Origin of the sequence: Mesorhizobium atlanticum (genome assembly GCF_003289965.1) — a bacterium.
Taxonomy (GTDB): Bacteria; Pseudomonadota; Alphaproteobacteria; order Rhizobiales; family Rhizobiaceae; genus Mesorhizobium; species Mesorhizobium atlanticum.
Genome location: NZ_QMBQ01000002.1, coordinates 13,130 through 25,788 on the forward strand (window position 1 = coordinate 13,130; position 12,659 = coordinate 25,788).

Here is a 12,659-nt window from a genome sequence, read left to right on the forward strand (position 1 = left end):
CCGATCCGTGCAATTCCTCGTTCTGTCTCGCCGCCGGACTGATCAGTTCAGTGACGTGGACTTCGAACAACTGGTGCCCGGCGAGGGTGCGCAGGCCCGCTATCTCTACAGCCTCGGCTTTACGAGGCAAATCTGGCACCGCGGTGACGTTCCCGGCGCCTGCCAGATCGTCGAGGCAAAGGATGCGAGTGAAGTTCACGAGAAATTGGCGACGCTCCCGCTGGCGCGAGCGGGAATGCTTGATTTCGACATTGTACCGCTGAAGCCCTATGCGGGCTTCAGCAACCGGTGACTTTATGGCGGACATTATCCAGGCTGGACGCAAGGGTCGGCCCGATTATCTGGAAGCTGACGACCTGCGTCGGGCCCCAAAGCCCTAACCACGCCGTTCCACAATCAGAGGCCGACTGGGAGTTCCCATGCTGCATTCCGACCTCCGCTCGAATTGCGCGTGCACAACGGGGTCTCGATCCGCAATGGTGCAAACGTGATCGAATTTCCATTCTGGGGGGCGAGTCAGTAGAAGGCTAGCGCCAATACACCTCTGCAACCGATTTCGTCTGTTACCGGACTTCGCAAGCAGGCTCGACAGGCTCAAAATCCTGTCCCCGCAACCAAACAAACAAACGCCCGCGAAAGCGGGCGTTTTGTTTTTGGCCCCGCGCTTCTTTCCAACTCGACTTGCCAGAACTTTGCGGCGATGGTCGCCTGACGCCGCGCTGCCGCAAATCCGGCCGCCGGCGCAAAGCATGAGGAGAGGAAAATGCGGCAGGCGCTGATCGTATGGGGCGGCTGGGAGGGCCACGAGCCCGAAGCAGGGGCACGTGCCGTCAAGGCGATGCTCGAGGAAGAAGGCTTTGCCGTGCGTGTCGAGAACACGACCGCGGTCTTCGCCGACCCGGCCATCGCCGAGCTCAGCCTGATCGTGCCGATCTACACCATGTCCAAAATTGCCAAGGACGAGGTGGCCAACCTGACCAGGGCCGTCGAGAACGGGGTTGGCCTTGGCGGCTATCACGGCGGCATGGGCGACGCGTTTCGCGAATCGCCCGAATACCAGTTCATGTGCGGCGGGCAATGGGTCGCGCATCCGGGCAACATCATCGACTATCATGTGAACGTGACGCGGCGCGACGATCCGATCATGCAGGGCATCGAGGATTTTCCTTACCGCTCCGAACAATATTACATGCATGTCGACCCTTCGAACGAAGTGTTGGCGACGACAACCTTCTCGGGCGAACATGCGCCATGGATCGACGGCGTCGTCATGCCGGTGGTCTGGAAGCGCAGACACGGCAAGGGGCGGGTGTTCTATTCCTCGCTCGGTCACGCAGCATCGGAATTCCAGGTGCCGCAGATGCGCACCATCCTGCGCCGCGGACTGGCATGGGCCGCGCGCTAAGCGATCGGCTCAAAGCTGGCTAAACGCTTCTAGAGCGGCATCACATACTCGCAGATTGCATCTGAGATCGTCTAGGCAGCGATAACCAGGGCAAAGGACGCGAACGCGGAACTCTTCTCCTTCAACACGTGACGGCCAACGGGCGTTTCCCAACCGAAAAACCAGAGCTACCCGATCTGCTCGAAGGTGCATTGCTTGGGAGCCTTGTCCGGCCGCCAACGCAGGAGCTTGGTGCCGTGCCGGAAGCGGTCGCCGGTGACATGGTCGAAGCGGACTTCGACGACCAGTTCCGGGCGCAACGGCTCCCATTCCCCGCTGCGTTCCGTGCTCCATCGGCTCGGACCGCCCGGCGCCTTGCCGGTGAAGCCCGGCCCGCCGCGCAACGCCTCAAGCCTCTTGGTCAACATAGCGCGCTCGTTGTCGGCGATGGTCGAGGTGAAGCCGACATGATTGAGCAGGCCTTGACCGTCATAGAGGCCAAGCAGTAGCGAGCCGACTTGCCGTTTGCCGTTGAGATAGCGAAAGCCGCCGACGACACAATCGGCCGTACGCAGTTTTTTGACCTTCACCATCACCCGCTCGCCTGGCTGGTAGGGTCCGTCGAGCCGCTTTGCGACAACGCCGTCGGTCGAACCATGGCCGGCGCCTCGCAGCCATTTGCTGGCATTGGCGAAACTTGTGGTGCGCGGCGAAAGCCGCAGCGCGGCGTTGCCGAACCGGGCAACGAAATCTTCCAACAAAGGGCGCCGCTCGGACAGGGGAAGCTCAAGCATGAGCTCGCCGCCTGGCGCCGCGAGCATATCAAAGAGAATCAGCTGCACCGGCGTCTCCACGCTCAGCTTTCGGATGCGGCTTTCGGCCGGATGAAGCCGCATCTGCAGCGCGTCAAAGGAAGCGCGGCCGTCGATCTCGATGACGATCTCGCCGTCGACGACGAAATCCCGAGCTTTCAGACCCTGCAGCAAAGCCTTCAATTCTGGGAAGTAGCGGCCGAGCGGTTTGCCCGATTTAGCGCGCAGGTCGACAGCCTGTTTGCCTTTGAAGGCGAGGCAGCGAAAGCCATCCCATTTCGGTTCGTATTGCCAGGCCCCGTCGTTGCGCGGCAACGCCTCTGCGGTGCGTGCTTCCATCGGCGGCGTGTCCAAAGGCAGAGGGAAGCCATGTTCGCCGCGAGCGTAAATTCCGGGATCTTCCATCTGCACTGAACGCCGAAGCGCGCATTCAGTTTCGGGTGGCAATGAAATGCGCGGGGTCACAGGGCGGAAAGTTCGGGAGCCTAAACGCTCTCGAGATAGGTCTCGATCTCGAAGTCGCTGACATTCAGCGCGAACGTGTTCAGTTCCTGGCGCTTGCAGGCGACGAAGGCGTCGCGCAGCATGTCCGGGAAGATCTCGGCTACGCGCGGGCCGGCCTCGAAGGCGGCGATGGCCGAGGCCCAGTCCGGCGGCAGCTTGGCGAGCGTCAGCCCCTGGCCCTCGCCGCCGGTCGGCTCGCCGGGCGAGAGCTGGCGCTCGATGCCGATCAGCGCCGCGCCGAGGATCGCCGCCAGCACCAGATAGGGATTGGCGTCGGCGCCGGAGACGCGATGCTCGATGCGGCGCGCAGCCGACGGGCCGCCCGGAATGCGGATTGCCACCATGCGGTTCTCGTAGCCCCAGGCGACGGCGGTCGGCGCGTAGGATCTCGGCCGCAGCCGGCGGTATGAATTGAAATGCGGCGCAAACACCAGCGTGCTCTGCGCCATCGCGGCCAGCAGGCCGCCGACCGCGTGACGCATGGTGTCGGAACCCTGGTCGGAGCCGTCGTCGAAGATGTTGCGGCCGTCCTTGTCGAGAACGGAGAAATGCACGTGGAAACCGTTGCCGGCGCGCTCGCCATAGGGCTTGGCCATGAAGCAGGCGGCGAAGCCATGCTTGCGGGCGATCCCCTTGACGGTGCGCTTGAACAGCACCGCGTCGTCCGCAGCGCGCAAGGCATCGGGCACATGGTTCAAATTGATCTCGAACTGGCCGACGCCGTTCTCGGCGATCGCGGTATCGACCGGAATGTCCTGCATGCGGCAGGCTTCGTAGATATCGTGGATGAAGGCTTCGAAATCGTCGACCTCGTCGATCGAGAGCGCCGCGTCGGAATCGAGGCGCCTGCCCGTGACCGGGGATACGGGACCGACAGGCCGCTGCGAGGTCGGATCGACGAGGTAGAATTCGAGCTCGGTCGCGGTGACCGGCGTCAGGCCAAGCGCCGCGTAGCGGTCGAGGATGCGGGCGAGCGCGCGGCGCGGATCGCCGAGATAGGGCGCGCCGCTGTCATCCGCCAGCCAGAGCGGCAGAAGCGCGGTCGGATGGGCCGTCCAGTTGACCGGCAATATGCCGCGTCCGGTCCAGTGGCAAAGCCCGTCGGCGTCGCCGGTCGAGAACACCTGGGCGTTGCCTTCGATGTCCTCGCCCCAGATGTCGAGGCCGATGGCCGAATAGGGCATGCGCAGCTTGCCTTCGAGCGCCTTGCGCGCTTGCTCGACCGGAATGCGCTTGCCGCGCATGATGCCGTTCAGGTCGCACACCGCCGCCCTAAGGCTCTGGATGTCGTTCCTGCTTTCGAGCCAGTTCAAAACGTCCGCGATCGCATCGCTCAATTTCCAGCCCCTTTTTAGGTGCTGTAGCCCTTGCGGGCTACGATATCCAATTTTCAGCTTGTGAGTTTATGAAGGCCGTATCGGCTGAAGCCGAATGGCTTTTCTTCATTTTTTCAATTCACTAGCTGGGATATCGGGCGGCATTTTCAGGTCCATTTCGCGATCTGCGATCGCACAATAGCCGGACGGTGAGGGAAAGCCAAGTCGAGATTTCTCGTCATCCTCGGGCGGAGCAAGGAGCGAAGCGACGCGGCGCAGACCCGAGAATCCATCCAGTGACTTCGGAGCTTTGCGGGCGTGCAGAATGCAGCACCGCTGCATCCTTCGGTCGAGGTCACGGAATGGATCCCGCGGTCTCCGCGATGGAGCTTCGCTCCTGCTTCGGCCTGGGATGACGAGGCTTGGAGCGCTTTCGGCCAACCTCGAAGGCTTTTCCCTAATGCCGCATCTCCGGAAATTTCACCTGGCCGAGGATGTGCTTGGCGCCCTCGTCGATGTCGCGCACGATCGCCCGGCGCGCCCGCTCGCCGTCGCCGGCCTCGATCGCCGCGACGACCTCCTCATGGTAGTCGATGCCCAGAATGCCGGCGAGATCATCCTCGAAGCCGATATGCAGGTTCCGCAGGAAAGGCCCAACCTGCATCCACACCGTCTCGATGAGGAAGATCATCTGTTCGTTGCCGCAATGGCGGTAGATCGAGAATTTGAAGTCGTGGTTCTTGCGCAGATAGTTTTCGATCCCGCCATTGCGGGCGGCCTCAGTGAGCTCGGCGCAGTGGCGCCGGATCGCGCGCAGATTGTTGCCGTTGATGCGTTTTGTCGCGAGCTCGGTCGCGGTGCCCTCCAGGATGGTGCGAACCGCGGTCAATTGCGAGAAGCGATCGGCGGAGATCAAAGGCACCTCGACGCTGCCGTTCGGCATCGGGCTCAGCGCCCTCAGCGCCTGCAGCCGGGTGAAGGCGCTGCGCACCGGCATGTCGCTGGTGCCGAGCTCCTTGGCGAGCTTGCGCGAGGTCAGCTTCTGGCCCGGCTGCAACTGGCCCGACATGAGGGCCCGCACGAGCTCCAGATAGACTTTCTCATGCAGCGGAACGGTATCGACGGCGGTCAGTCCGATTCGCGATTTGTCGGCCATTGGCTCTGCGTTACTTCGTCGTCCTGAAAGCTGCTCGTCGCTCTATCCGCCGCGGGGACAGGTTCCGATAGCATTGGGGGCGCACGATAGACGGTTAACGCGCGCCGTCGCAAGGGAGCGTCCGTCCCCAACGGCGCCATTGGGACTGCGGCTTATCGAACCCCGATGCCCGCCAAAAGGCCGCCGTCTATCCTGTAGTCCGCCCCGGTGCAGAAGCTCGCTTTGGACGAGCACAGGAACGCGATCAGTTCCGCCACTTCCTCCGGCTCGCCGATGCGGCCGAGCGGATGCGCTTCGCCAAAGCGTTTGAAGGCCGCTTCGACATCCGCATTGGGATCGTCGGCGCGGGCGGCGCGTTCGAGGATCGGGGTTCGGACGGATCCCGGGCTAACGGAGTTCACGCGGATGCCTTTTCGGGCGTAGTCGAGCGCCAGCGAGCGTGTCAGCGTGTGGATCGCGCCCTTGGTGGTGGCGTAGGCGGCGACATTCTCCTGGCAGGCGGTGCCTTGCACCGAGGCAACGTTGACGATGGCGCCGCCGCCGCGCTTGATCATTTCGGGTATGCCGAAACGGGCGGTGAGGTAGATCGACCCGATATTGACGGACATTGCCCGGTTCCAGGTCTCGAAATCCGTCGTCGTGGCCGTGCCGTAAGGATGCACGGCTGCCGAGTTGACGATGACGTCCAGCCCGCCGAATTTCGCGACGCCCGCCGCGATTGCCTTCTCCACCTGGTCGGGAACGGCAACGTCCGTGGCGAGGACGAGCGCGGCCGCACCCGCGCGAGTGAGCTCGGCCTGCAGCATCGCGTTGGCGGCCTGGTCGATGCCCAGCGCGATGATCGCGGCGCCGCCCTCGGCAAGGCGTCGCGCGGTTGCCTCGGCGATGCCGGTCGTTCCCGTCACCAGGGCGACCTTGCCGTCGAAATCGTTCATGGACAAAACTCCTGCAATGATGGACGAAAGCGCCAGTCTGTGGTTCGTCGCAAGGCGACGAAATCCACTGATTTGACGGCCATTGTCATCCGACAATATGGTCGACCGCAATCACCCTGAAGCGCTCGCGCTTTACGTCTTTGTTTTGATGCATGGCGGCCATCAGAACCGACATGCATGAAAACGCATGCTTTGAGAGGAAGTCATGGAACAATGCTGGCGTTGGTACGGCCCGAACGATCCGGTCACGCTCGATCATATCAAGCAGGCCGGGGCGACCGGTATCGTGACGGCGCTGCACAACATCTATGACGGCAGCGCTTGGCCGCTCGACGCCATCCTCGAGCGCAAGCGCATCATCGAGGCGGCGGGCCTGACATGGTCGGTGGTGGAGAGCATTCCCGTCCACAACTCGATCAAGACCGGCACGCCGGAACGAGAGCGTTACGCCGGCTGGTACAGGGACACGATCCGGGCGTTGGCCAAGGCCGGCATCTCGACGATCTGCTACAATTTCATGCCGGTCGTCGACTGGACCCGTACCGATCTGATGTACCGGCTGCCGACCACCGGCTATGCGCTACGCTTCGATGCGCTCGACTTCGCCGCCTACGACGTCTTCGTGCTGAAGCGGCCGAACGCTGAGGCGAGCTACAGCCCGGCGCGCCTCAAAGAAGCAGAAGCGCGGCTGACGACGCTGAGCAGCGAGGACATCGACAGAATAGAGCGCAACCTGATCGCCGGCCTGCCGGCCACCGAGCGCACCTACAATCGCGAGACGATGCGCCAGGCGCTTGCCGACTATGCCGCGATCGGGCCGGCCGAACTGCGCGCCAACCTCGCCTGGTTCCTGAAGGAGATCATCCCGGCCGCCGAGGAAGTCGGCGCACGCATGTGCATCCATCCCGACGATCCGCCTTTCTCGCTTTACGGCCTGCCGCGCGTGGTTTCCACGGCGGACGACGCGCGCTTCATCGTGGGAGCGGTCGACAGCCCGTCGAACGGGCTGACCTTCTGCACCGGCTCCTACGGCGTGCGCGGCGACAACGACCTCGTCGCGATGATCGAGGAGTTCGGACCGAAGATCCATTTCGCGCATCTGCGCAACGTGACGCGCGAGGCGGATGGCTCGTTCTACGAGGCCGAGCATCTGGAGGGCTCGACCGACATGGCCGCGGCCATCCTGGCGCTGATGAAGGAAGAGGCGCGGCGGCGCAAGGAAGGGCGGTCCGACTGGCGCATCCCGATGCGGCCCGACCATGGCCATCTGCTCGCCGACGATATCGGCAAGACGAAGATCAATCCCGGTTATTCGCTGATCGGCAGGCTGAAAGGCCTTGCCGAGCTGCGCGGCATCATGCGCGCCGTGGAGCGGTTCGAGCTGGCCTGAGAGGCGGACGCCGAAGCGTTTGGCATGGCGGCCTGACCCGACGAGGTAGCCGCTGAACCGGGCCGCCGCTCAGTTGGAGGGAACGCCCTCCAATCGGCGTCGAATCCCGTTCGTCCTGGCAATGTAGCTGCGCCAGCCGCCATAGGCAGAGATGTCCGTCGCCGCCGCCAGGCCGGCGGTCTCGGCCAGGAAACCCTTTGCCGACGTGCCGTCGTCGAGTTCGATGGTGCCGATGCCGAGCGGCGGCGGGATGGCCGCGACGAAACGGCCGAAGGCGTCGGCGCCAAGGCGCCAGACCTCGATCTCGATGGCGGTGCCGCCGTGGCCGACCCGGACAAGCCCGGGCTTGGGCGGGGTCTGGCCGGCGAGCTCATAGAGCTTGTAGGAAGCGGCCGTCCGAGCAGACCTGCAGAAACGGGCGCCGGCCTCTTTCAATTGGCCGTTGAGCGGCATTCCCGAAAGATGCGCGCCGACTACCACCAGCTCGATCATGCCATCCTCGGCCGATGCGTCGACGGCCTGCGCGCCCGATGGCCGCCATCCGGTCGCACCGAGAGTGAGGCCGCTCGCGGCATGGAGATCGCGCGCCACCGCGGCGACGAGGCCGTCGCGTCCTGCGGCGGCAAGCAGGGTAACGCTCATCGGCAGGCCGTCGTCGCGCGTGCCGGCCGGCACGGCGATGCCGCACATGTCGAGCAAGTTGACGAAATTGGTGTAGGTGCCCAGCCGACTGTTGGTGACGATCGGATCGGCAAGCACGGCATCGACGCTGTAGTGCGTCGGCGCCGTCGGCACGCAGAAGAGGTCGACGGAGGCGATGACCGGGGCAAGCCGCGCCTTGTAGGCCTGCAAGGCGTAGAACCCGCGGAAGGCGTCGGCGGCCGACAGGTTCCTGGCGCCGCCGATGATCCTGCGCGTCACCGGATGAAGAGCTGCTTCGTTCGCCTCGAAGAAATCGCGGATCGCCGCATAGCGCTCCGCCACCCAGGCGCCTTCGTAGAGAAGGTCGGCGGTGGCATAGAAGTCGCCGAACGGGATTTCGATAAGCCTGGCGCCGAGCGTTTCCAGGGCGGCGAGCGAGGACTCGAAGCTGGCCTGCATCGACGCGTCGCCGAAGAACTTCAGATCGGCCTTTGCCGGGATGCCGATGGTGAGCACCGGCGGACGCGCGGCGAGCGGCTGGACAGCGACGACGCGCGAATAGGGATCGACGGCATCGTGCGCCACGGCGAGCGAGAACACGGCATAGGCGTCGTCGATCGTCAGTGCGAACACCGAGACGCAGTCGAGTGTCCGGCAGGCCGGTACGACGCCGGTCGTGGACAGCGCGCCGACCGTCGGCTTCAGCCCGACGATGTTGTTGAGGCCGGCCGGGATACGCCCAGAGCCGGCGGTGTCGGTGCCGAGCGCGAAGGAGACGATGCCGCGCGCCGTCGCCACAGCCGAGCCCGATGAAGAGCCGCCCGGCACCAGTTCGGGATCGATCGCATTCCTTGGGATCGGCCAGGGCGTGCGCACGCCGACAAGACCGGTGGCGAACTGGTCGAGATTGGTCTTGCCGACGACAAAAGCGCCCGCGGCCTTGAGCTTCGCCACAACCGTCGCGTCTTTGTCCGGCGTGTAGGCATATTCGGCGCAGGCCGCCGTGGTTGGCATGCCGGCGACGTCGAGATTGTCCTTGACGGCGAAAGGGATGCCCCAGAGCGGCTTCGCCACGGGGTCAAACGAGCCGAGCGCTTCGGCGTCGGCCAGCATCTCGGCTCTGGTCGCGAGATGGATGAAGATGCCTGGGTCGGCCGCCGCCGCGATGCGGGCCAGCACCGTGTCGATCACCTCGGCGATGCTAAGCCCGCTTTGGTAGGCCTCGTGCAGGCTGGCGATGTCGAAGCGGATGTCGCTCATTTCGTCTCCCCCAGAATGATCACCGGCAGGTCCCACTGGATCAGCACCACGCAGCCTCCGTCGGTCCACACCGAATGCTCGGTGCCGACCGGATTGAGGATGACGCTGCCCGCCGGATAGTCGCCGTTCTCGTCGCTCTGTGTGCCTTCCAGCACGACGATGGTTTCCAGCCCGGCATGGCGGTGGCGCGGCACGCCGGCGCCCGGCTGGTATTTGAGGATCGCGACCGACGGTTCGACCGGCCCGCCCTTGAGCAGCCAGTGCGCGGTGACCCCGTCGCGGAAGGGCTCGAACGCCAGATCGCGCCAGCCGCCGCCGACGAGGCCGGCAAAGGCAAGATTAGGCATTCGCAATTCCCTCGAGCACCTGATCGGTGGTCGCCGTCCAGCCGACGATCGCGCCCTGCGCCCTGATCATGGCGAGCGCGGCCGCCTTGAATTCGGGAAAGTAGCTTTCCGTTGCATCCTCGGCGACCAGGCATTCGTAGCCGCGGTCGTTGGCCTCGCGCATCGTCGTCTGCACGCAGACCTCGGTCGTCACGCCGGCAAAGACTAGTTGCCGGGCGCCGAGCCGTTTCAGGTCGTCGCCGAGGCCGGTGGCGTAGAAGGCGCCCTTGCCGGGCTTCTCGATGACGATCTCGCCGGGCAAGGGAGCCAGCTCCTCGAGGATCGCGGTGCCAGGCTCGCCGGCGATCAGGACGCGGCCCATCGGGCCGACATCGCCGATGCGGATCGACGGGTTGCCGCGGTCGCGCTTGGCGGGTGGCAGGTCCGAAAGATCCGGCCTGTGGCACTCCATGGTATGGATCACCGGCAGGCCGGCGGCGCGAAAACCCTCGATCAGCCGCTTCACAGTCGGCACGATCGCCGTGACCCGACTGACATCGTTGCCAAGGCTGGCACCGAAGCCGCCCGGCTCGGCGAAGTCGCGCTGCATGTCGATGACGATGAGCGCCGTCGTCTCGGGTCTGAAGGCAAAGGCAAAGGGCTGCGCTGCGATTTCCGCCATCAGTGGTGCCCCGCCATGTGCTCGCCGATCGTTTGCACGCTCGCCTGCGCGATCGGCGTCTCATAGACCAGCGCGCCGTCGGACATGACGAGGATGCGGTCCGAAAGCTCCAGCAGCTCGTCGAGGTCTTCCGACATCAGGAGCACCGCGGCGCCCGCGTTGCGCGCCTTCATGATGCGGGCACGGATTTCGGCGACGGCGGAGAAATCGAGGCCGAAGCAGGGGTTGGAGACGATCAAAAGGTCGACCTCGCCGGTGAGCTCGCGGGCAAGCACCGCGCGCTGCACATTGCCGCCCGACAGTGAAGCGATCGGCGAAGACAGCGATGCCGTCTTGACCTTGAACTGCTCGACCAGGCGGGCGCTGAACGCCTTGATGGCGCCGGCGCTGATCCAACTCACCGGCTTGCCGCTACCGTCCACGTCGAAGGTGCGGAAGGCGATGTTCTCGGCCACCGTCATCCTTGGCGCGCAGGCGTTCTTCAGCGGCTCCTCCGGGATCAGGCGGACATTGAGCGCGCGTGCCTCGGCGCGCGTTGCCGCATAGGCGGCGCCGCGCACCATCACCTCGCCGTTATTGCGCGGGCGCTGCCCGGCCAGCACTTCCAGGAACTCCTTCTGGCCGTTGCCGGAGATGCCGGCGATGCCGACGATCTCGCCGGAGCGCACGCCGAGATCGGCGATGTCGATCGACTTCAGCCCGGTGCGGTCCGGCGCCTTCAGCGCCTTCACCTTGAGCACGATCTCGGCGTCCGGCTTCGGCGCCGCGCGGCTGTCGAGCGCTGCGATCGGTTGGTCGCCGATCATCATCGCGGCCATGGCCTTGTGGGTGAGATCGGAGACCTTGCCGGTTCCGGTGAGCCTGCCCTTGCGCAGCACGGTGATGTCGTCGGCGAATGCCGTGACCTCATGGAACTTGTGCGAGATCATCAGCACCGTGAGGTCGCCGGCCTTGGTCATGCCGCGCACCAGGCCAAGCACTTCCTGCGCCTCGCCCGGGGTGAGCACGGATGTCGGCTCGTCCAGCACCAGGAAATTGCGACCGAGATAAAGCTGCTTGATGATCTCCAGCTTCTGCTTCTCGCCGGCGGCGAGCTCGGCCACCTTGACGTCGAGCGGCAGCTTGAAGGGCATGCGTTCCATGAATTGGGCAAGTGCCGTGCGTTCCTTGCGCCAGTCGATGACGCCCGGCACTTTCTCGCGCGAGATGACCAGGTTCTCGGCGCCCGTCAGCGAAGGCACCAGCGTGAAATGCTGGTAGACCATGCCGAGGCCGAGCGCCGAGGCGTCCCTGGGGCTGGCGATCGCGACCTGGCGCCCATCGACCAATATCTCGCCCGATGTCGGGTGATAGAAGCCCATCATGCATTTGACCAGCGTCGACTTGCCGGCGCCGTTCTCGCCGAGCAAGGCATGGAAGGAGCCTGCCGGCACCCTGATCGAGACATCGTCCAGCGCGATGAAAGCGCCGAAACGCATGGTCATGCCGATGGTCTCGACGCCGATCGCTTTGTTATGCGTTTCGCTCATCGCCGGCTCCTCACGGCAACTGGGCGACGAGCGCGGCGGAGTTCGACACCGCGCCGAAAACGCCGCCCTGCATCTTGATCATCTTGATCGCCGCCAAGTGGTTGCCGTAGTCGGTCGCCCCGCAGCAATCCTCCAGCATAACGCATTCGAAGCCGCGGTCGTTGGCCTCGCGCATGGTGGTGTGCACGCAGACATCGGTGGTGATGCCGGTGAGCACGATGTTTTCGATGCCGCGCTGGTTGAGGATCAGCTCCAGGTCGGTGGCGCAGAACGAACCCTTGCCCGGCTTGTCGATGATCGGCTCGCCCTCGGCCGGATAGAGATCGGGGATGATGTCCCAGCCCGGCTCGCCGCGCACCAGGATGCGCCCGCACGGGCCTGGATCGCCGATGCCGGCATTGATGCGGCGCGAGCGCCAGCGCTTGTTGGCCGGCAGGTCGGCGAGGTCGGGGCGATGGCCCTCGCGGGTGTGGATGATGGTGTAGCCCTTGGCCCGCATGGCCGACAGGACCGCCTTGATCGGCTCGATCGGCGCCCGGACCAGCGACAGGTCATAGCCCATATGGTCGACATAGCCGCCAGGCCCGCAGAAATCCGTCTGCATGTCGATGATGATCAGCGCCGTGTTGTCGGGCCTCAGATCGCCATTGTAGGGCCAGGGATAGGGATCGGCGTCGATGTAGCGCTGGGTGATCTCGGCTCTGGCGTTCATGGCAAAAACTC

The 12,659-nt window shown here is 64.7% G+C and carries 12 protein-coding genes; 3 read left to right on the forward strand and 9 right to left on the reverse strand.

Annotated elements, in window-relative coordinates; translation table 11 throughout:
* The first annotated feature begins 7 nt into the window (after positions 1-7).
* Both DPM35_RS05095 and DPM35_RS05100 read left to right on the forward strand, forming a co-directional pair.
* Complete coding sequence (locus tag DPM35_RS05095) at positions 8-292, forward strand: muconolactone Delta-isomerase family protein (RefSeq protein WP_112126268.1); 285 nt, start codon at positions 8-10, stop codon at positions 290-292.
* Positions 293-763: 471 nt separating this feature from the next.
* Positions 764-1,405: a ThuA domain-containing protein gene (locus DPM35_RS05100; protein WP_112126269.1), complete on the forward strand. Its 642-nt coding sequence runs from the start codon at positions 764-766 to the stop codon at positions 1,403-1,405.
* Positions 1,406-1,572: 167 nt separating this feature from the next.
* On the opposite strand, the gene DPM35_RS05105 is transcribed toward DPM35_RS05100, so the two are convergent.
* The 4 genes from DPM35_RS05105 to DPM35_RS05120 form a co-directional block, all read right to left on the reverse strand.
* A complete protein-coding gene (locus tag DPM35_RS05105; RefSeq protein WP_112126270.1) occupies positions 1,573-2,601 on the reverse strand; it encodes an ATP-dependent DNA ligase in 1,029 nt (342 codons plus the stop codon).
* A gap of 80 nt (positions 2,602-2,681) precedes the next feature.
* Positions 2,682-4,037, reverse strand: a complete 1,356-nt coding sequence (locus DPM35_RS05110) for a glutamine synthetase family protein (RefSeq protein WP_112126271.1) — start codon at positions 4,035-4,037, stop codon at positions 2,682-2,684.
* 436 nt (positions 4,038-4,473) lie between these two features.
* Positions 4,474-5,172 (reverse strand): GntR family transcriptional regulator, encoded by a 699-nt coding sequence (locus DPM35_RS05115; RefSeq protein WP_112126272.1) that lies wholly within the window; start codon positions 5,170-5,172, stop codon positions 4,474-4,476.
* A gap of 152 nt (positions 5,173-5,324) precedes the next feature.
* The gene (locus tag DPM35_RS05120) at positions 5,325-6,107 is read right to left on the reverse strand and encodes an SDR family NAD(P)-dependent oxidoreductase (protein ID WP_112126273.1); all 783 of its coding nucleotides are present in this window, start codon (positions 6,105-6,107) and stop codon (positions 5,325-5,327) included.
* A 205-nt stretch (positions 6,108-6,312) separates the two neighbouring features.
* On the opposite strand from DPM35_RS05120, the gene uxuA reads away from it, so the two are divergent.
* The gene (gene uxuA, locus DPM35_RS05125; protein WP_112126274.1) at positions 6,313-7,497 is read left to right on the forward strand and encodes a mannonate dehydratase; all 1,185 of its coding nucleotides are present in this window, start codon (positions 6,313-6,315) and stop codon (positions 7,495-7,497) included.
* A 69-nt stretch (positions 7,498-7,566) separates the two neighbouring features.
* Here uxuA and atzF read toward each other — a convergent pair whose 3' ends face one another.
* Genes atzF through biuH form a run of 5 tightly spaced genes read right to left on the reverse strand, consistent with a single transcriptional unit; the run spans position 7,567 to position 12,648 of the window.
* Positions 7,567-9,399, reverse strand: a complete 1,833-nt coding sequence (gene atzF / locus DPM35_RS05130) for an allophanate hydrolase (RefSeq protein WP_112126275.1) — start codon at positions 9,397-9,399, stop codon at positions 7,567-7,569.
* Complete coding sequence (locus DPM35_RS05135) at positions 9,396-9,746, reverse strand: cupin domain-containing protein (RefSeq protein ID WP_112126276.1); 351 nt, start codon at positions 9,744-9,746, stop codon at positions 9,396-9,398. The genes atzF and DPM35_RS05135 overlap by 4 nt, the downstream gene beginning before the upstream one ends.
* The gene (locus DPM35_RS05140; RefSeq protein WP_112126277.1) at positions 9,739-10,407 is read right to left on the reverse strand and encodes a cysteine hydrolase family protein; all 669 of its coding nucleotides are present in this window, start codon (positions 10,405-10,407) and stop codon (positions 9,739-9,741) included. Before DPM35_RS05140 ends, DPM35_RS05135 begins: the two co-directional genes overlap by 8 nt.
* Complete coding sequence (locus DPM35_RS05145) at positions 10,407-11,936, reverse strand: ABC transporter ATP-binding protein (protein ID WP_112126278.1); 1,530 nt, start codon at positions 11,934-11,936, stop codon at positions 10,407-10,409. The genes DPM35_RS05140 and DPM35_RS05145 overlap by 1 nt, the downstream gene beginning before the upstream one ends.
* A gap of 10 nt (positions 11,937-11,946) precedes the next feature.
* The gene (gene biuH, locus DPM35_RS05150) at positions 11,947-12,648 is read right to left on the reverse strand and encodes a biuret amidohydrolase (RefSeq protein WP_112126279.1); all 702 of its coding nucleotides are present in this window, start codon (positions 12,646-12,648) and stop codon (positions 11,947-11,949) included.
* Between the last annotated feature and the right edge of the window lie 11 nt (positions 12,649-12,659).